Source organism: Microbacterium sp. Gd 4-13, from assembly GCF_003095395.1.
GTDB lineage: Bacteria > Actinomycetota > Actinomycetes > Actinomycetales > Microbacteriaceae > Microbacterium.
On sequence record NZ_QEIJ01000001.1, the window covers coordinates 748331 to 767580 of the forward strand.

The window sequence follows — 19250 nt, forward strand, 5'->3', positions numbered from 1 at the left end:
GGACCCCCGCGCGGGTCCCGTGTCGTGCACGGCTTCTAGAGTGGAGGCATGCCCTCTTCAGCGCCGCTGTTCGAACGCGCCCCCTCGGCGCCGCCGGTGCCGCCGGGTCTGCCGCTCGTGATCGCGCTCACCGGCTTCACCGACGCGGGAGGAGCCGTCGCTCAGGTGGTGGAGTACTTCCGCGACGAGCTCGACCCGTCGCCGGTGTTCGCCTACTCCAACGACGTCCTGCTCGATTACCGCGCCCGACGCCCGATCATCTCGTTCGACGGCGATCATCTCTCCGACTACCAGCCGCCTCGGCTCGAAGTCTCGCTCGCGCACGACGCTCTCGGACAACCGTTCGTCCTCCTCGCCGGGTACGAACCCGACTTCGCGTGGGACGCCTTCGCCGCCTCGGTCCTCGAGATCGCCGCAACGCTGCACGTCTCCTCGGTCACCTGGGTCCACGCGATACCCATGCCCGTCCCGCACACGCGTCCGGTCGGTACAACGGTGAGCGGCACTCGCGCCGACCTCATCGATGCGCATTCGGTCTGGCGTCCGCAAACCCAGGTGCCCGCGACGATCGGTCACCTGCTCGAATACCGCTTCGCGGAGTCGGGGGCGCAGATCGCCGGCTTCGTGCTGCTCGTTCCCCACTACCTGGGCGACACCGAGTACCCCGCGGCCGCGTTGGCCGGTCTCGACAGCCTCACCGTCGCCACCGGCCTCATCTTCTCCGGCGACCGGCTTCGCGATGAGAACCGCGACTTCTTGACCAAGGTGCAGGATCAGGTCGAAGCGAGCGACGACCTGACTCGAATGATCGAAGGCCTGGAGGAGCGCTACGACTCCTATATGGCGGGCTCGACACAAGCGACGCCGATCATCCACACCGGCGACCTCCCCAGCGCCGACGAGCTCGGCGCAGAACTCGAGCGCTTCCTCGCCTCACGCCCGTCCGGTGAGGACGAACCGCGAAACGGCCTGGGCTGAGCGGAATATCGCACTGGACCCCGGTGTTATCCGGGGTGTACCCTTCCGCGCGCGTCAGGTCCGCTGCCCAACGTGTGCGACAATGAAGACCCTGACCCGTTGTCGACCGGTCGGCGTGTGCATCCGCTTCGCCGTTCGGACTTGACAAGGGTCTTACTAGTGTCCGAGAACGTCCGGCGGCAGCCGACGGACCTACCCGGCGAAAGGCGAAACGTGGCAGGCACGAGCACCAAGACCCGCACCCCGAAGGACACCGACCTCGACGACGTCGAGAGCGAGACCGCGGCAGCGCCCGCGAAGAAGGCCCCGGCCAAGAAGGCCCCCGCCAAGGCGAAGGCAGCCGCCAAGCCGAAGGCAGCGTCGAAGGCGAAGGCCTCCGACGAAGATCCCGAAGACGAGACCGAGCTGGACGGCGAGGTCGAGGTCGACGACTCGGACGACTCCGACGACGCGAGCGACGACGCTCCCGCGGCGGCGACCCCGAAGAAGGCAGACGGAGACGACGACGAGGAAGAGTCGACCAAGCCGGCCTTCACCGAGCCGCTCCCGACGGGGGCGATCGTCATCTCCTCCAGCGACGACGACGAGGTGCCGGTCTACTCGGCGCAGATCACCGGCGCCACGGCCGACCCCGTCAAGGACTACCTCAAGCAGATCGGTAAGGTTCCGCTGCTGAACGCGGCCGAAGAGGTCGAGCTCGCGATGCGTATCGAGGCCGGTCTGTTCGCCGAAGAGAAGCTGTCGCACATGTCGGCCGCCGAGAAGTCGAAGCAGCTCGGCCTCGACCTGCAGTGGGTTGCCCGCGACGGTCAGCGTGCAAAGAGCCACCTGCTCGGCGCGAACCTCCGTCTGGTCGTCTCGCTGGCGAAGCGCTACACCGGTCGTGGCATGCAGTTCCTCGATCTGATCCAGGAAGGCAACCTGGGCCTGATCCGTGCCGTTGAGAAGTTCGACTACACCAAGGGCTTCAAGTTCTCGACGTACGCCACCTGGTGGATCCGTCAGGCGATCACCCGTGCCATGGCAGACCAGGCCCGCACCATCCGCATCCCCGTGCACATGGTCGAGGTCATCAACAAGCTTGCCCGCGTTCAGCGCCAGATGCTCCAGGACCTGGGTCGCGAACCCACGCCCGAGGAGCTCAGCCGCGAGCTCGACATGACCCCCGAGAAGGTCATCGAGGTGCAGAAGTACGGCCGCGAGCCGATCTCGCTGCACACCCCGCTCGGCGAGGACGGCGACAGCGAGTTCGGCGACCTGATCGAAGACACCGAAGCGGTCGTCCCGGCCGACGCGGTCGGCTTCACGATGCTGCAGCGTCAGCTCGAGTCGCTTCTCGATTCGCTCTCCGAGCGCGAGGCCGGCGTGATCCGCATGCGCTTCGGCCTGGGTGACGGGCAGCCTAAGACCCTCGACCAGATCGGCGACACGTTCGGCGTGACGCGCGAGCGCATTCGTCAGATCGAGTCGAAGACCATGGCGAAACTCCGCCACCCCAGCCGGTCGCAGTCGCTGCGCGACTACCTCGAGTAAGCGGGAGCCTTCGTGACCGACGCAGCAAACGCCGGTAAAGCACTCACCACGATCGTCGACGGTTCGTCGTTCGCTCGCATCCCGATCCGCACACGGGTCGTGTTGCCGGGCGACGACCTCGACACGTTCCTCCGCGAGTACGCGGTGGGGGCCGTCGAGGCCGGAGACATCCTCTTCGTGACCGAGAAGATCGTCGCGATCACCCAGGGTCGTTCCTACCTGGTCGAAGACATCACGCCTCGCCGCCTGGCGCTGTTCCTCTCCAAGTACGTCACGCGCACGCCGTACGGCATCGGCCTCGGCATGCCCGAGACGATGGAGATGGCGCTCCGTGAGTGCGGCACGCCCCGCATCCTCTTCGCTGCCGCGGTCTCTGCGGTGACGAAGGCGTTCGGGCGCAAGGGCGACTTCTACCGCATCGCGGGAGACAAGGCCCGCGCGATCGACGGCCCGACCAAGGGCACCATCCCGCCGTACAACAAGGCGGTCGTACTGGGCCCCGAGCGCCCGCGCGAGGTCGCGTCGCACGTCAAGTCGATGCTTCCGGTCTCCGCCGAGGTGGCCGTGGTCGACATCAACGACCTGGGCGGCAACATCCTCGGCTCGACCCTCGACAAGGCCGGTGAGCGACGCCTCCTGGCGATCCTGTCGGACAACCCTCTCGGCCAAGGGCACGAGTCGACACCGCTCGGTGTGGTCCGCAAGGTCTGACACACGACGAAGCCCCGTTCTCGTCATCCCGCATCGGGATGTCGGCAACGGGGCTTCGTGGTTTCGTCAGAAACCGATCGCGGCCTGGTAGCGGGGCTTGTGACCGGTGCGGATGCCGGTGACGCTGGGCTTGTTCTCGTACACTCCTGCGCCCCAGTTGCCCTCGACGAGCACCGGACCGTCGGCCGTCACGACGATGTCCCACCCCACGTACTGCACCTGGGGGACCACGCGCGCGACGCGGTCGACGAACGCGCGCACCTCGTCTATCAGTGGCAGTTGGAAGTCTGCGATACGGAACCCCGAGTCGGGGTGTGTCTCGTGCACGTGACCGTGCGAGTCGTACCCGGGACCGACTGCTCGGCCCGATTCGTCGAGCATCGTGTAGAAGCCGCCGAAGGTCATCTGGTCGCTGACCGCGCCGCGACCGAACTTCTGCGCCATGGCGAGGATGTGGGTGCGCTGACCGTCGAAGAATGCTGTCACCCGGGTCGTATTCACGGTGCCGGGGCAGACGGCGGCGAGGTCGGGATGCTGCGAGATGACCTCTTCGATGAGCAGCTCGCCCCGCTCCCACAGGCCGCGGTGGAACTGCGACCAGTCCTCGACCTCGGCCGCGTGATAGCGGTGCACCCCGGTGCCGGCCTGACCGACGGGCTCCTTCGTCACGATCGTGCCGAGCCGCTCGGCGAACGCTTTCACCTCGTCGGCGTTGTCGGCCGTCACCACCATCCAGTCGCGGTGCAGATGCTCGCTGAAGACCTGGTCGAACTCGACCTTGTCCTGGAAGATGTGCCGATAGTCGGGGTGGTCGTACTTCTGCGAGATCTGGTTCGAGACGGGGTGCGTCATGTACGTGGCCCGCTCGGCACGGGTCAGGATCGAGAAGTCGTAGTCGACGTAATCCTGGAACCCGACATTGCGGAAACCCGCCTGCCAGAGCATGTCGGCGACGATGAACGGCGTCCACTTCCCGTGGTCGCGCGACGCCTCGCGCGCACGCTCGAAGACGGATCCGACGTCGATGCGTCGGGCGCGCCCGACGAGGTAGCGAAGGCGGGGCGCGAGGGCGAAGCCCTGGTCTGGCATACGAGCTCCGGGGTCGGCGGACGAGACCCCGTTAGTCTAGTTGTCGTGACTGTGGCCTTCCGTGAGAGAGCAGAGAGCCGGCCCGATCGCACTCCGCTCGCCACCGTCTCGAGGGCCGCGCTGATGCAGAACGCCGTCTCCTCCCAGGCCCGCACGTACTCCTCCCGCCTCCTGCGATCAGACGCCTGGGGCCACGGCACCGATGTCGTCGTCGATGTCCTGTCGGAAGCCGGGTTCACTCCGGCCGATCCAGCTGACGCGGCGGCGCCCGACCCCGTCGACCCCGTCGCGCTCTTCGGGCTTCCCGGTGCCCCCGCAGCATCCACCCCCGCGCTGCGGTTCAGCGGGGCGGTCCTTGCGACGAAGAATCTCCGCGCCGGCGAGGGCGTCTCGTACGGGTACCTCTACCGCGCGGCAGCCGACACCCGCATCGCACTCGTGACCGGCGGGTACGGGCAGGGGGTCGTGCGCTCCCTGGGCGGCTCCGTCGCCGTGACGATCGGTGGGCACCGCCGTCCGATCGTCGGACGGGTCGCGATGGACGTCTGCGTCGTCGAGATCGCGGATGCTGCGATCCAGCGCGGCGACGAGGCCGTCTTCTTCGGCGATCCCGCCCGCGACGAGCCGTCGCTGGGGGAGTGGTGCGCCGCGACCGGTCTCTCCGGCGGCGAACTCGTCACCGCCGCGGGACTGCACGCTGCACGACGGGTCATCGCGTGAGCGCCGCACTGCACGTCGATCTCGATCTCTTCGCGGCGAACCTCGCGCGGGTGCGGCAGACCGTCTCGCCGTCCGAGCCCATGCTCGTCGTCAAGAACGACGCCTACGGTCACGGCCTCGTGCCCATCGTGCGTCGCGCCGCCGCGGAGGGATTTCGCTGGTTCGGCGCCTTCGACGTCGGCACAGGCCGCGTCGTGCGCCGCGAGCTCGGCGAGGCGGCCCGCATCTTCGTGTGGATGACGGCGACAGCCGACGACGCCGTCGACGCCGTCCACGACGACCTCGATATCGGCGTCGGAGATGCCGCGTCACTCGAAGACGTCGCGGCGGCGGCTCGGACGCTCGCACACCGGGCCCGCGTCCACCTCAAGATCGACACCGGTCTGCACCGCAACGGCGTGCGGCCCGAGGAGTGGCCCGCGTTCGTGGCGCGGGTCGCCGCGCTCGTCGCGGAGGGCCTCGTGGAGGTCGTGGGTGTCTGGAGCCACATCGCGGAAGCATCCGACGTCGACGACGACGACGCCCGGCGCATCTTCGACGCGGCGGTGGCGGCGGCCGAGCAGGCCGGTCTCCGTCCGTCGCATCGACACCTGGCGGCCAGCGCGGCCTCGTTCGCCCGTGCGGAGTTCCGGTACGACCTGGTGCGGATCGGCGCGTTCGCCTACGGCGTGCGCTCAGCGGGCGGGATAGACGAACGCGATCTGGGCGTGCGTCTGATCTCGAGCCTTCGCGCAGAGGTCACGAGTGTCGACGACGATTGCGCGCATATCGGGCTCGGGGCCCTCGACGGCCTTCCCAGCACGCTCGGCGGTCGTGTCGAGGTGCTCACGCCGGCCGGTGTTCGCCGACTCGAATCCGTCGGCGAGGACTCGCGCATCGCGGCATGGCCGTCGGCATCGGTCGGGGACGCGGTGACCGTCTTCGGCGGCGGTGACAACGAGAAATCCCCCACCGATCTCGCCGAAGCGATCGGATCGGTGGGGGAGGAGATCCTCGTGCGACTCTCGCCGCTGGTCCCTCGTCTGTACGAGGGACGAGTCGACTAGACGCTCGCGCTGAGACGAGCGGTCTCGTCATGCCACGACGTGGCGATGCTGCGGAGCTTCTCTTCGTACTTGCGACCGTGGTGTGCGCAGAACAGCAGCTCGCTGCCGTTGACCTCGGCGGCGATGTAGGCCTGCGCGCCGCAGGAGTCGCAGCGGTCGGCTGCCGTGAGTCGGTAGTCGAGGACGGCTGTGTTCTCAGTCGGTGTCGATGTGGTGCTCATCTCGGTGCCTCCTCGGTGCAACGCGTTCGGGTGCGTGCATGACATGTAACCACGGGTATCCGGGGGGTATGCCGTCGCGTCCCGACATTTCGCTCTACGCGTACGCGGGAATGCCCACCCGTGTGTCCTCGAGCCGCGTGTCAGGCCCCACGGTTATCGTTGGAGATTGTGACAGCCGAGTACTCCGCCCATCATCTGCAGGTCCTGGAAGGGCTCGAGGCGGTGCGCAAGCGCCCCGGCATGTACATCGGATCGACCGACTCGCGCGGTCTCATGCACTGCCTGTGGGAGATCATCGACAACTCCGTCGACGAAGCACTGGGCGGGCACGGTGGTCGAATCGACATCGTGCTGCACACCGACGGCAGCGTCGAGGTCCGCGACCGGGCCCGCGGCATCCCGGTCGACATCGAACCCCGCACCGGCCTGTCCGGCATCGAGGTCGTCTTCACCAAGCTCCACGCCGGCGGCAAGTTCGGCGGCGGCTCATACGCCGCCTCGGGCGGGCTGCACGGTGTCGGCGCTTCTGTCGTCAATGCCCTGTCCGAACGCCTCGACGTCGAGGTCGACCGGGGCGGCAAGACCTGGGCGATGTCGTTCCACCGCGGCGAGCCCGGCTCGTTCGCCGGTGATGCGCCCGACTCCGCGTTCAGCCCCTTCGATAAGAAGAGCGAACTGCGGGTCGTCGGCAAGGCGCCCAAGGGCGTGACCGGCACACGCATCCGGTACTGGGCCGACCGGCAGATCTTCACCAAGGACGCCTCGTTCAACCTCGAGGAGCTCGAACAGCGAGCCCGGCAGACGGCCTTCCTCGTGCCCGGTCTCGAGATCGTCATCCGCGACGAGCGCCCCTCGACCGGCGCCGACGGTGTCGTTTCGGCCGAGCCCGTCGAGACCACCTACCGCTTCGACGGCGGCATCTCGGAGTTCGCCGAGTTCCTCGCTCCCGACGCGGCCGTCACCGACACCTGGCGCCTCAGTGGAACGGGGTCGTTCGTCGAGACGGTCCCGGTGCTCCAGCCCACCGGCGCCATGGTGCCGACCGAAGTGCAGCGCGAGTGCGAGGTCGATGTCGCCCTGCGATGGGGCACCGGGTACGAGACGCGTGTCCGCTCGTTCGTCAACATCATCTCGACGCCCAAGGGCGGCACGCACCAGCAGGGCTTCGAGGTCGGGCTGATGAAGGTGCTGCGCAGTCAGGTCGAGCAAAACGCCCGACGACTGAAGGTCGGCAACGACAAGATCGACAAGGACGACATCCTCGCCGGACTGACTGCCGTCCTCACGGTGCGCCTGCCCGAGCCCCAGTTCGAGGGTCAGACGAAAGAGATCCTCGGCACGCCCGCGGCGCGTCAGATCGTGTCGAACGTGGTCGCGAAAGAGCTGGCCGCGCGCTTCGCGTCGCCGAAGCGCGACGACAAGACGCAGACCTCGCTCCTGCTCGACAAGGTCGTCTCCGAGATGAAGGCGCGCATCTCGGCCCGCCAGCACAAGGAGACCCAGCGGCGAAAGAACGCGCTCGAGTCCTCGTCGCTGCCGGCGAAGCTCGCCGATTGCCGCACGAACGACGTCGACGCGTCCGAACTCTTCATCGTCGAGGGCGATTCGGCGCTCGGCACGGCCAAGCTGGCGCGCAACAGCGAGTATCAAGCGCTGCTGCCGATCCGCGGCAAGATCTTGAACGTGCAGAAGGCGTCGATCAGCGACATGCTCTCGAATGCCGAATGCGCCTCCATCATCCAGGTCATCGGTGCAGGATCGGGTCGCTCGTTCGACCTGGAGTCGGCACGCTACGGCAAGATCATCCTGATGAGCGACGCCGATGTCGACGGCGCCCATATCCGCACCCTTCTGCTCACCCTCTTCTTCCGCTACATGCGTCCTCTGATCGACGAGGGCCGGGTGTACGCCGCCGTCCCACCGCTGCATAGGGTCATCGTGATGAACCCGGGCCCGAAGCCGAACGAGACGATCTACACCTACTCGGAGCAAGAGCTCCACGGCCTGCTGGCGAAGCTCGGCAAGTCCGGCAAGCGCTGGCAGGAACCCATCCAGCGGTACAAGGGCCTCGGCGAGATGGACGCCGACCAGCTCGCCACGACCACGATGGACCGCGGCGGTCGGTTGCTCCGGCGCGTGCGCATGCAAGACGCCGAGGTCGCCGCATCCGTCTTCGAGTTGTTGATGGGCAACGATGTGGCTCCTCGCAAGGAGTTCATCATCGATTCGAGCGATCGACTCGCGCGCGAGCGCATCGACGTCTGAGCCACGCCGACGAACGACACGGGTCGGACGTCGAACGGATGCTGCGCGGTCGACCTCCATCGGAGCCGTCACCGACGTGCGGCGCGCGGCACCGACCCGTCAGCGAACGACAGTGCCGATGGCGCCCACCGAGCCGTCGAGCGCGGAGCCCGACGCATCGCGCTTCGCCCCGGCATCGGGCAGCGCGCGCGTGGAGCCGTCCGGCCCGACCGCGCGCGGCTCTTCTCCGACCCAGGCTTGCACGAGCGCATCTTCGCCGCGGAGGAAGCGCTGGGCACGCACACCGCCGGTGGCGCGCCCCTTGGGCGGATACTCGGTGAACGCAGAAACTTTCGCCGACCCCGCGTCCGTGCCGGGGAGGGCCGTCGAGTCACCGGCGACGGTGACGACGACGGTCTGCGCAGCCGATGCGGGGACGACGCCAAACGCGACGACCTCGACGCCGGAGGACAGCCGGATACCGGCCATGCCCCCCGCCGATCGACCCTGCGGTCGCACCGCGGAGGCATCGAACCGCAGCAGCTGCGCGTCGGCCGCGACGAAGACGAGCTCGGCATCGTCGGGGGCGGGAGCCGCGCCCACCACTCGGTCGCCGGGCTTGAGCGCGATGATCTCGACATCGGGCTTGTTCGTGATCTCCGACGCCGCGACGCGCTTCACCACGCCGTGCGCGGTGCCGATCGCGAGCGGCGGGGCCTCGTCGAGCGGCACGATGGCGACGACGTGCTCGCCGCCCGGGAGCCCGAGGTACTGGTCGACGCGCGTGCCGGCGGCGAGCTGCACCGAGTTGGCGGGGACGGAGGGAAGATCCACCGGGGTGAACCTCACGAGGCGCCCCTTGGTGGTCACGGCCCCCAGGTCGCCTCGGGTCGTGCTGTCGACGGCGGAGCGGATGGCGTCGTGCTTCGACCTGCGCGAGGGCGCCACGATGCCCCCGTCCGGGGCGTCGGCGACGAGCTCGGCACGCACCATACGACCCGTGGCCGAGAGGAAGACGCGGCAGGGGGCGTCGGCGATCTGGAGGTCGGCGGCGGCCGCGGCCTTCGCGGAGCGCGGCACGACCGGTCCGCCGTTGAGGAGCATCGTGCGTCGCGGCGTGCCGTAGGCCTCGGCCGCGGCTTCGAGCTCGCGGGCGACCTGTGCGTGCAGCAGCGCCGTGCTCGAAAGCAGTTCGATGAGCTGCGCGATCTCGGCCTTGAGCGCATCGCGCTCGGCCTCGAGTTCGATGCGCGAGAACTTCGTCAGTCGGCGAAGACGTAGTTCGAGGATGTACTCGGCCTGAGCCTGCGAGAGGTCGAACACCTCCATGAGGCGCAATCGCGCCGCCTCGCCGTCGTCCGAACCACGGATGACCTGGATGACCTCGTCGATGTCGAGGATCGCGATAAGCAGCCCCTCGACGAGGTGCAGGCGTTCCTGCTTACGGGCCAGTCGGAATTCGCTCCGCCGGGTGACGACCCGGATGCGATGGTCGATGTAGACCCGCAGCAGATCTCGGAGTCCGAGGGTCTTCGGCTGGCCGTCGACGAGCGCGACGTTGTTGATGCCGAACGAGTCCTCCAACGGCGTCAGGCGGTAGAGCTGGTCGAGCACGGCCTGCGGGTCGAAGCCCGTCTTGATGCCGATGATGAGACGCAGCCCGTTGTTGCGGTCGGTGAGGTCGGTGACGTCGGAGATGCCGGTCAGCTTCTTCGCGGTGACCGCGTCCTTGATCTTCTCGACGAGGCGTTCGGGGCCCACGAGATACGGAAGCTCTGTGACGACGAGCCCGGTACGACGCGGGCCGAGAGATTCGATGGAGACCTTGGCACGGGTGCGGAAGGTCCCCCGACCGTTCGTGTAGGCGTCCTTGATGCCGTCGAGCCCCACGATGATGCCACCGGTGGGGAGGTCGGGCCCGGGGACGAACTCCATCAGCTCTTCGACACTGGCTTCGGGGTTCGCCAGCAGATGCACCGCTGCGGCGACGACCTCGATGAGGTTGTGCGGCGCCATGTTCGTCGCCATACCGACCGCGATGCCGGTCGCCCCGTTCACGAGGAGGTTGGGGAACGCGGCCGGGAGGACCTCCGGCTGCTGAAACTGTCCGTCGTAGTTCGGGATGAAGTCGACGACGTCTTCGTCGAGGTTCTCGGTCAGGGCGAGCGCCGGCGGTGCGAGCCGCGCCTCGGTGTAGCGGGACGCGGCGGGTCCGTCATCCAGCGAGCCGAAGTTTCCGTGCCCGTCCACGAGCGGCACGCGGAGGGTGAACGACTGGGCGAGACGCACCAGTGCGTCGTAGATCGGCGAGTCTCCGTGGGGGTGGAGCTTTCCCATGACTTCGCCGACGACGCGCGCGCTCTTCACATGGCCGCGGTCGGGACGCAGGCCCATCTCCGCCATCTGATAGAGGATGCGTCGCTGGACGGGCTTGAGTCCATCGCGGGCGTCGGGGAGTGCGCGCGAGTAGATGACCGAGTAGGCGTACTCGAGGAACGACCCCTGCATCTCGGTCGACACATCGACGTCTTCGATGCGTTCGACGACGTTCGCGGCAGCTGCGGGGGAGGGCCGGGATGCAGGCATGTACCTCTTGCCTCGGGAATGGTTCGGGTCGGGTCCGACGCGTGCAGCTCGCGTGTGCGAGACTGACCGGGATGTCCCTCAGCCTACCGGCCGACCCCCCGCACGCCCGGAGCCTCACCGGTGTGGCCACCGAGTCGATCGCCGCACTCACCGGTGAATCCGAATGGTTTGCCCCCGCCCGCAGCGTCGTGATCTGCGTGGTCGACGGGCTCGGATCGCTGAACCTCTCCGCCCGCAAGGGGCACGCCCGATTCCTGTCCTCGCTCACGACGAAGCGCGACGTCGCGCGCACCGTGTTCCCGTCCACGACCGCCGCGGCCCTGACGAGCCTGCTCACCGGCACGCCGCCGGGCCAGCACGGGATCGTCGGCTACCGCCTGCGCATCCCCGGTACCGACCTCCTGCCGAACCAGCTGAAGGGCTGGGAGACTGACGGACTCGACCCCGAGACCTGGCAGCGCGAAGAGCCCCTCATGCAGCGGGAGTCCCGACGCGGGCGACCGTGTTTCGTCGTGTCGCGGCCCGAGTACGTCGGCACGGGGTTCACCGAGGCCACCCTGCGGGGCGCCGAGTTCTTCAGCGCGGTCGACCTCGCCGAACGCGTGGCCATTGCCGCCGACCTCGCCGCGCGGCACAGCGGCGCCCTCGTCTACCTCTACGCACCCGATCTCGACAGCGTCGGCCACAAACTCGGATGGGAGTCGGAGGCGTGGAGCGCGACCCTCGAGACGGTGGATGCTGCGGCACGCCGCCTGTCCGAGGCACTGCCCGGCGACGTGGGCGCTCTCGTCACCGCCGACCACGGGATGGTCGACGTCCCCCGTCACCGCCAGCTGCTGCTCACGGCAGACAGCCCCCTGCTCGCGGGCGTCGCCGGCATCGGCGGCGAACCGCGGATGCTGCATCTCTACACCGACCCCGACAGCTCTCGCGAGGTGCACGCCGAATGGCTCGCATCCGAGTCGACGAGATCGTGGGTCATGACGCGCGACGAAGCGATCGATGCGGGCCTGTTCGGCCCGGTCGCCGCGGCGGTACGCGACCGCATCGGTGACGTCGTCGTCGCCGCGCGGTCGGCTGTGGCGTATTACGATGACCGGCTCACCGACAAGGGCCCGCAGAAGATGGTGGGCCAACACGGCTCACTCACCGCAGAAGAGCGGCTTGTGCCCCTTCTGCGCCTGGGCGCTTTCGCCTGAGTTACGCGTCGTCGGAACGAGCGCCGAAGACGATCTCGTCCCAAGACGGCATAGAGGTGCGGCCCTTGCGTCGGGTCGCAGCATCCGTCTGCTCGGGCTCAGGCGCCGGCTCGGGCGGAGACTGCTCGTAGCCCGGTTCGAGCGCGTCGAAGAGAGCGACCGGTGCCACGGTGCGGGTCGGTGCGGTGTCGGAATCCGTTCCGGGCAGCGGTTCGCGCTGCCCGCGACGGCGACGGAGCGCTTCGAGGAGGTCGGCCGTCTCGGACGACGTCACCGGAGCGTCAGGAGCACGCTTGATCGCAGCATCCTGCACGGCGGGCGTGGCGTGCGAAGGAGTCTCAGGCGCGAGGTCGGCCTCGGGCTCGATGAGACGACGAGGGCCGAAGGCTCCGCTGTCGAACCGTGTGTCGTCCTTCGCAAGCGGGGTATCGAGCGCGCGGAGACGGGGGATGAGGCCCTCGGGCAGCGAACCCTGACGCGACAGCTGGATCGCATCGGAGTTCTGGGGGGACAGCGAGCTCCGCCGGGGCTCGAAGCCCCATCGGGCGTCGTGGTCGACCTCGTTGGCCGTGAACTCCAGCTTCACGATCCACCCGTTCGGTCCGCGCCAGCTCGTCCAGCGCTCGTTGCTCGCGCCGGCTTCGGCCAGCTTCGCCCTCACGGCCGCGCCGAAGGTCACCGGGGCGTCGTGCTCGAGGTCGCCGCCCAGCAGCACGGGCACAGCGAGAGCCTGGCCCACGACATGCTCACGCTCGGCCAGGACGGGGCGCTCGAAACGCACCACGTCTTCCAGCCGCGCCCCGAGGAGCGTGGCCACCTCCGGAGCGGAGAGCCCGGAGCGGATGTGCGCCTGGATCTCGCGAGGACTGGCGCGGGGAACGCGCTCGTCGCGATCGCGTCGGGTGCGGCGCAGTTCGGCGCGCAGCACTTCGTCGACGGGCAGCGTGAAGCGCTCGCCCGATTCGGTCGCGAGCACGAGGACGTCGTCCTCGGTTCCGATGACCTTGAGCTGTTCCATGCGGAAACACCCCTTCGTTCTGCGGTTAGCGCCCATGGTCGCACGCACGACCCCCGAGTCCGGGAATATCCGGGGCGCGCCGCGAGTTTCATCGCAACGCCTGAGGCTGATCCGAGCGCATTTGCGAAACGGACGCCGTTCATGCAAACTGTGGCCGCCCGTTCGGGCGACACATCCCGCATCACCGGAAGTAGAGACGTTCACGCATGGCCACCGATTACGACGCACCGCGCAAGACCGAGGACGACAGCGAGTCGATCGAGGCCCTCAAGGAGCGCGTGCCCGACAAGATGTCGGGGTCGGTGGATGTCGAGGATTCCGACAACCCCTCCGGCTTCGAACTCCCGGGCGCAGACCTTTCCGACCTCGAGCTCGACGTCGTCGTGCTGCCCCCTCAGGAAGATGAGTTCACGTGCATGAACTGCTTCCTCGTGAAGCACCGCTCGCAGATCGACCACGAAGACGGCCCCGGCTTCATCTGCGTGGAGTGCGCTGCCTGAGCTGAGCACGACGGACGCCGGCCGCGAGGCGGTCGGGCGTCCGAGTAGAAACGACCCATACGGGAGTGGGATCGTCGGGATCGGTGACGGGGATGGTCACGACACCGTCGATCCCCCCGCGGATGAGCATCCACGAACGCGGGTCGAGTCCCGCCCCGCGTGCAGCCCGGGCGTCGAGGCCCTCCGTCGGCACCGGATCGCCCAGCAGGGCGACGTCGATGTGCGCCTTGCCCGCGCGCAGCATGTCTCCGTCGATCTCGATCACGGGAGAGAGCAGCACGAAGGCGATGACGATCGCCACGCCGACCACCACTCCCACGACGAGAGCCAGGGTCGTGTCGACCGGGGCGAACACGAGAGCCGCCATCGGGGCGCAGACGGCGGCGGCAACCAGCACCCAGAGCGACGGGCTGAGCCGTTCGCGATAAGCGGGTCGTTCACGCATGCTGCACCCTCTTGCCTGCATTACCCTCGTGGGGTGACCGAAACCGTGGACGTCCCCATTATCGCGGCCGAACCTCCGGTGTACGCACATCCCGGCGACGCCGGCGCCGACCTGACGTCCGCGGAGAGGGTGTCGTTGGCGCCCGGTGAACGCGCCCTCGTCGCCACGGGCGTGAGCATCGCGCTCCCCGACGGGTACGTCGGTTTCGTCGTTCCTCGTAGCGGTCTCGCGGCGAAGCACGGCATCACCATCGTCAACGCCCCCGGCACGATCGACGCCGGCTACCGCGGCGAGATCAAGGTCGCCCTCCTCAACACCGACACGACCGAGCGCTACGACGTCGCCCCCGGCGACCGGATCGCGCAGCTCATCGTCATGCCCGTTCACCGGGCGACGTTCGTGCCGGTCGACGAACTGCCCGACAGCGTCCGCGGGAGCGGCGGCTTCGGGTCCACCGGATACCAGACGCGGGAAGAAGGCACGGCATGAGCGATGTGTCCACGGGCGAGACGCCCGATCAGTCACCTCTGGGCGACCGGAGCGTAGACGGGCCTTTCGACGAGTCGGAGGCGAACCCCGTCCGGCCCTACATCGACCTCGGCGGGATCAAGATCCTCCCGCGCGAGGGGCTGAACCTCCGCCTCGAGGTCGAGGAGCAGACCAAGCGCATCGTCGCCGTCGGACTCGACTACGCGGACTCCACCTTGCAGGTGCAGCCGTTCGCAGCGCCGCGCACCGCAGGCCTCTGGGAGGAGACCCGCGAGCAGATCCGCGGTCAGGTGCGACAGCAGGGCGGACGTGTCGAGGAGCGCGAAGGTCCCCTCGGACCCGAGCTCCTCGCCGAGGTTCCCGTTCAGGCCGACGGCGCCGGTGCGGGCATGCGACTGGCGCGGTTCGTGGGCGTCGATGGGCCCCGGTGGTTCTTGCGCGGCGTGATCGGCGGTGCCGCAACGAGCGACGTTCAGGCAGCTGCCCAGGTCGAAGACCTCTTCCGCTCGATCGTGGTCGTGCGCGGGGGCGCCCCGATGCCGCCGCGCGACCTCATCCCTCTGCGGATGCCCGCGACCCCCGGCACACCGTGACCGACGAGCCCGGGCACGACGACAAGAAGTCGACGAGCCTCGAGCCGCCCTCCGCGTCCGAGGCTCTGAGCTCGGCTCTGGGCGAAGCGGCGCGTCGAGCCGGGCTCGACCCCGCGAAGCACACCTCGACCGGCGCGGCGGTCTGGTCGGCCATGGGTGGTTGGCGTGGCATTTTCGAGTCCGTCCTGCCCAGTCTTCTGTTCGTCGTGGTGTTCACCACCACGCAGGAGCTGATCCCCGCCCTGATCGCCTCGGTGGGCATCGCCGTCGTCTTCACGATCATCCGTCTCGTGCAGAAATCGCCGCCCTCCGCCGCGATCGGCGGACTGGTTGCGGCCGGTGCGGCCGCCGTTCTCGCGCTCATCACCGGCAACCCGTCAGACAATTTCGTACCCGGGCTCCTCACCAATGCCGGGTACGGTCTCGCGATGCTCGTCTCGGCCCTCGTCGGCTGGCCCATCATCGGACTGGCTGCCGGGTACTTGATGGGCGAGGGCGTGGCCTGGCGGAACGATCGCCGAAAGCGCCGCACCTTCTTCTGGCTGACACTCGCGTGGGCAGCGTTGTTCTTCGCCCGGCTGGCGGTGCAGCTGCCGATCTACCTCACGTCGCTCGATCCGGCGAACCGCGAGAGCGCGGTAGCCCTGCTGGGCACCCTCAAGATCGCCATGGGGCTGCCGTTGTTCGCTCCTCTGGTGGCCGTCACGCTCCTCGCCGTGCGAGCTCTGTACGTCAAGACCCGCGCCACGGGTTCCTGATATATTTATCTCGACATCAAGATAAATTCCCCACGCTCCACGGTTAGGTCCACCTTGCTAGCCGGTCGTGAGCGACCTGGAGAAGATGGTTCGTGCGGGTAACGCCCGCGCACCGCCGACGAAGGAGACGCACGTGTCCACGGTTGACAGCTTCGGTGCCAAGAGCACCCTGACAGTCGGCAGCACCGACTACGAGATCTTCCGCATCGACACCGTCCCCGGTTACGAGAAGCTCCCGTTCAGCCTCAAGGTGCTGCTGGAGAACCTCCTGCGCACCGAAGACGGCGCCAACGTGACGAAGGAGCAGATCGAGGCGCTCGGCTCCTGGGATGCCGCGGCAGAGCCCGATACGGAGATCCAGTTCTCTCCCGCCCGCGTCGTGATGCAGGACTTCACCGGAGTGCCCTGCATCGTCGACCTCGCCACGATGCGCGAGGCGATGGCGGCCCTCGGCGGCGACCCGTCGCGGATCAACCCGCTCTCGCCCGCCGAGATGGTCATCGACCACTCCGTCATCGCCGACCTGTTCGGCAGTGAGAACGCCCTCGAGCGCAACGTCGAGATCGAGTACGAGCGCAACGGCGAGCGGTACCAGTTCCTCCGTTGGGGCCAGACCGCGTTCGACGACTTCAAGGTCGTCCCCCCGGGCACCGGAATCGTGCACCAGGTCAACATCGAGCACCTCGCGAAGGTCATCTACGACCGCTCGTTCGACGGCGTGCTCCGTGCGTACCCCGACACCTGCGTCGGCACCGACTCGCACACCACGATGGTCAACGGCCTGGGCGTGCTCGGGTGGGGCGTCGGCGGTATCGAGGCCGAGGCCGCGATGCTCGGACAGCCCGTCTCGATGCTCATCCCCAAGGTCGTCGGCTTCAAGCTCACCGGCGCCATTCCGACCGGTGTCACCGCGACCGACGTGGTGCTCACGATCACCGACCTCCTGCGCAAGCACGGTGTCGTCGGAAAGTTCGTGGAGTTCTACGGCGACGGCGTCGCTTCCGTGCCGCTGGCCAACCGCGCCACCATCGGAAACATGAGCCCCGAGTTCGGCTCGACGGCCGCGATGTTCCCGATCGACAGCGTGACGATCGATTACCTGCGGCTCACCGGTCGCAGCGAGCAGTCGCTCGCGCTCGTCGAGGCCTACGCCAAGGAACAGCACCTCTGGCATGACGCCTCCGTCGAACCGGTGTTCAGCGAGTACATGGAGCTCGACCTGTCGACGGTCGTCCCCTCCATCGCGGGTCCGAAGCGTCCGCAGGACCGCATCGAACTGACCAACGCGAAGCAGCAGTTCGAGAGCGACCTGACCAACTACGCCCAGGTCGACCACGATCTGGTCGACCTCGAAGGATCCGAGTCGTTCCCGGCATCCGACCCGCCCTCGAACACACCCGAGGACGAGCACAACGACCACCAGCACACCCACCACAGTCACGCACCGAAGTCGGCGTCGAAGCCGTCGCCGGTGACGCTGGCCGACGGTGAGTCGTTCACGCTCGACCACGGCGCGGTCACGATCGCCGCGATCACGTCCTGCACGAACACGTCGAACCCGTCGGTCATGCTCGCCGCCGGCCTTCTCGCCCGCAACGCGGTGAAGAAGGGCCTCAAAGCGAAGCCCTGGGTCAAGACCACGCTGGCACCGGGCTCGAAGGTCGTCACCGACTACTACGAGAAGGCCGGCCTCACGCAGGACCTCGAGGATCTCGGCTTCTACACCGTCGGCTACGGCTGCACGACGTGTATCGGAAACTCGGGACCGCTGATCGAAGAGGTCTCCGCGGCGATCAACGAGAACGACCTCGCCGTCACCGCGGTGCTCTCGGGCAACCGCAACTTCGAGGGTCGCATCAACCCCGACGTGAAGATGAACTACCTCGCGAGCCCTCCGCTCGTGATCGCGTATTCGCTCGCGGGCTCGATGAACTTCGACTTCGAAACCGACGCGCTCGGCAAGGACACCGACGGCAACGACGTCTTCCTGAAGGACATCTGGCCGGATGCTGCGGAGGTGCAGTCCACGATCGATTCGTCGATCAACGAGGAGATGTTCACCCGTCAGTATGCGACCGTCTTCGAGGGCGACGACCGCTGGAAGAACCTGCCCACGCCGACCGGCGACGTGTTCGAGTGGAACGACGAATCGACCTACGTCCGCAAGCCCCCGTACTTCGAGGGCATGACGATGGAGCTGACACCGGTCCGCGACATCTCGGGCGCTCGTGTCATGGCGACGCTCGGCGACTCGGTCACGACCGACCACATCAGCCCCGCCGGAAACATCAAGGCCGACAGCCCCGCCGGTCAGTACCTCGTCGAGCACGGGGTCGACCGCAAGGACTTCAACTCCTACGGCTCGCGTCGCGGCAATCACGAGATCATGATCCGCGGGACGTTCGCGAACATCCGACTGAAGAACCAGCTGGTCAGCGCTGTCAACGGCGGCGCGGTCGTCGAGGGCGGCTACACCCGCGACTTCACCCAGCCCGGCGGTCCGCAGTCGTTCATCTACGACGCCTGCCAGCACTACGCCGAGCAGGGCACGCCGCTCGTCGTCTTCGGCGGCAAAGAGTACGGCTCCGGCTCGTCCCGCGACTGGGCGGCCAAGGGCACGAGCCTTCTGGGCGTGAAGGCGGTCATCACCGAGAGCTTCGAGCGCATCCACCGCTCGAACCTCATCGGAATGGGCGTCGTCCCGCTGCAGTTCCCGGCCGGACAGAGCTGGGAGTCGCTCGGTCTCGACGGCACCGAGATCGTCTCGATCGAGGGTCTCGAGCAGCTGAACGAGGGCGTCACGCCCAAGACCGTGAAGGTGACCGCGGCGCCGAGCGAGTTCTCGGCCGACGGCAAGGAGACGGTGACGTTCGACGCCACCGTGCGCATCGACACCCCCGGTGAAGCGGACTACTACCGCAACGGCGGCATCCTGCAGTACGTGCTGCGCTCGCTGGTCTGACCGACCCGCCGCCACGAGAAGGGCCCTCGACCTCGGTCGGGGGCCCTTCTCGTGGCACCTCCGAGGGGGCTCCACCCCGCCTGTCAACCGGACGCGCCTTCACTGGCGACCAGCCATGCCCGGATTAGACTGTGTGCTGGTCGCCCGTCGATCCTGAG

At 68.0% G+C, this 19250-nt stretch carries 17 protein-coding genes; 12 read left to right on the forward strand and 5 right to left on the reverse strand.

The features are described from left to right. Positions 1-48: 48 nt before the first annotated feature. From DEA06_RS03575 to DEA06_RS03585, 3 genes are all read left to right on the forward strand, one after another. Complete coding sequence (locus DEA06_RS03575) at positions 49-978, forward strand: PAC2 family protein (RefSeq protein ID WP_116646540.1); 930 nt, start codon at positions 49-51, stop codon at positions 976-978. Between the two features lie 213 nt (positions 979-1191). Beyond that, positions 1192-2511, forward strand: coding sequence for an RNA polymerase sigma factor (locus DEA06_RS03580; RefSeq protein ID WP_116646541.1), 1320 nt, complete (start codon positions 1192-1194; stop codon positions 2509-2511). A gap of 12 nt (positions 2512-2523) precedes the next feature. Then, a complete protein-coding gene (locus tag DEA06_RS03585) occupies positions 2524-3222 on the forward strand; it encodes a coenzyme F420-0:L-glutamate ligase (protein WP_116646542.1) in 699 nt (232 codons plus the stop codon). A gap of 66 nt (positions 3223-3288) precedes the next feature. Here DEA06_RS03585 and DEA06_RS03590 read toward each other — a convergent pair whose 3' ends face one another. Continuing rightward, on the reverse strand, positions 3289-4311 hold the full coding sequence (locus DEA06_RS03590) for a sugar-transfer associated ATP-grasp domain-containing protein (protein WP_116646543.1): 1023 nt from the start codon (positions 4309-4311) through the stop codon (positions 3289-3291). Positions 4312-4356: 45 nt separating this feature from the next. Here DEA06_RS03590 and DEA06_RS03595 point away from each other — a divergent pair, with 45 nt between their 5' ends. Together DEA06_RS03595 and DEA06_RS03600 are read left to right on the forward strand one after the other, a co-directional pair. Further along, positions 4357-5031, forward strand: coding sequence for an alanine racemase C-terminal domain-containing protein (locus DEA06_RS03595; RefSeq protein WP_240606790.1), 675 nt, complete (start codon positions 4357-4359; stop codon positions 5029-5031). After that, positions 5028-6077, forward strand: coding sequence for an alanine racemase (locus DEA06_RS03600; RefSeq protein ID WP_116646544.1), 1050 nt, complete (start codon positions 5028-5030; stop codon positions 6075-6077). The genes DEA06_RS03595 and DEA06_RS03600 overlap by 4 nt, the downstream gene beginning before the upstream one ends. Here DEA06_RS03600 and DEA06_RS03605 read toward each other — a convergent pair. Continuing rightward, positions 6074-6298, reverse strand: coding sequence for a hypothetical protein (locus tag DEA06_RS03605; RefSeq protein ID WP_116646545.1), 225 nt, complete (start codon positions 6296-6298; stop codon positions 6074-6076). The two genes, DEA06_RS03600 and DEA06_RS03605, sit on opposite strands and share 4 nt — an antisense overlap. A gap of 165 nt (positions 6299-6463) precedes the next feature. Here DEA06_RS03605 and DEA06_RS03610 point away from each other — a divergent pair, with 165 nt between their 5' ends. Further along, entirely contained in the window at positions 6464-8563 is a 2100-nt protein-coding gene (locus DEA06_RS03610; RefSeq protein ID WP_116646823.1) for a DNA topoisomerase IV subunit B, read from the forward strand. A gap of 99 nt (positions 8564-8662) precedes the next feature. Here DEA06_RS03610 and DEA06_RS03615 read toward each other — a convergent pair whose 3' ends face one another. Next, complete coding sequence (locus DEA06_RS03615) at positions 8663-11128, reverse strand: DNA topoisomerase IV subunit A (protein ID WP_116646546.1); 2466 nt, start codon at positions 11126-11128, stop codon at positions 8663-8665. Positions 11129-11199: 71 nt separating this feature from the next. Here DEA06_RS03615 and DEA06_RS03620 point away from each other — a divergent pair, with 71 nt between their 5' ends. Continuing rightward, on the forward strand, positions 11200-12327 hold the full coding sequence (locus tag DEA06_RS03620) for a nucleotide pyrophosphatase/phosphodiesterase family protein (RefSeq protein WP_116646547.1): 1128 nt from the start codon (positions 11200-11202) through the stop codon (positions 12325-12327). A 1-nt stretch (position 12328) separates the two neighbouring features. Here DEA06_RS03620 and sepH read toward each other — a convergent pair whose 3' ends face one another. After that, a complete protein-coding gene (gene sepH / locus DEA06_RS03625) occupies positions 12329-13345 on the reverse strand; it encodes a septation protein SepH (RefSeq protein WP_116646548.1) in 1017 nt (338 codons plus the stop codon). Positions 13346-13551: 206 nt separating this feature from the next. Between sepH and DEA06_RS03630 the strand changes: the two genes are divergently transcribed. Further along, on the forward strand, positions 13552-13845 hold the full coding sequence (locus DEA06_RS03630) for a DUF4193 domain-containing protein (protein ID WP_116646549.1): 294 nt from the start codon (positions 13552-13554) through the stop codon (positions 13843-13845). On the opposite strand, the gene DEA06_RS03635 is transcribed toward DEA06_RS03630, so the two are convergent. Then, entirely contained in the window at positions 13820-14290 is a 471-nt protein-coding gene (locus DEA06_RS03635; protein ID WP_240606791.1) for a DUF3093 domain-containing protein, read from the reverse strand. The two genes, DEA06_RS03630 and DEA06_RS03635, sit on opposite strands and share 26 nt — an antisense overlap. A gap of 33 nt (positions 14291-14323) precedes the next feature. Here DEA06_RS03635 and dut point away from each other — a divergent pair, with 33 nt between their 5' ends. From dut to acnA, 4 genes are all read left to right on the forward strand, one after another. Beyond that, positions 14324-14779: a dUTP diphosphatase gene (gene dut, locus DEA06_RS03640; protein ID WP_116646551.1), complete on the forward strand. Its 456-nt coding sequence runs from the start codon at positions 14324-14326 to the stop codon at positions 14777-14779. Continuing rightward, positions 14776-15372 carry a DUF3710 domain-containing protein gene (locus DEA06_RS03645; protein ID WP_116646552.1) on the forward strand — a complete coding sequence of 199 codons (597 nt, stop codon included), beginning with the start codon at positions 14776-14778 and terminating at the stop codon, positions 15370-15372. The genes dut and DEA06_RS03645 overlap by 4 nt, the downstream gene beginning before the upstream one ends. Next, on the forward strand, positions 15369-16130 hold the full coding sequence (locus DEA06_RS03650) for a DUF3159 domain-containing protein (RefSeq protein WP_205781202.1): 762 nt from the start codon (positions 15369-15371) through the stop codon (positions 16128-16130). The genes DEA06_RS03645 and DEA06_RS03650 overlap by 4 nt, the downstream gene beginning before the upstream one ends. A gap of 133 nt (positions 16131-16263) precedes the next feature. After that, the gene (gene acnA / locus DEA06_RS03655; protein WP_116646553.1) at positions 16264-19092 is read left to right on the forward strand and encodes an aconitate hydratase AcnA; all 2829 of its coding nucleotides are present in this window, start codon (positions 16264-16266) and stop codon (positions 19090-19092) included. The last annotated feature ends 158 nt before the right edge of the window (positions 19093-19250 follow it).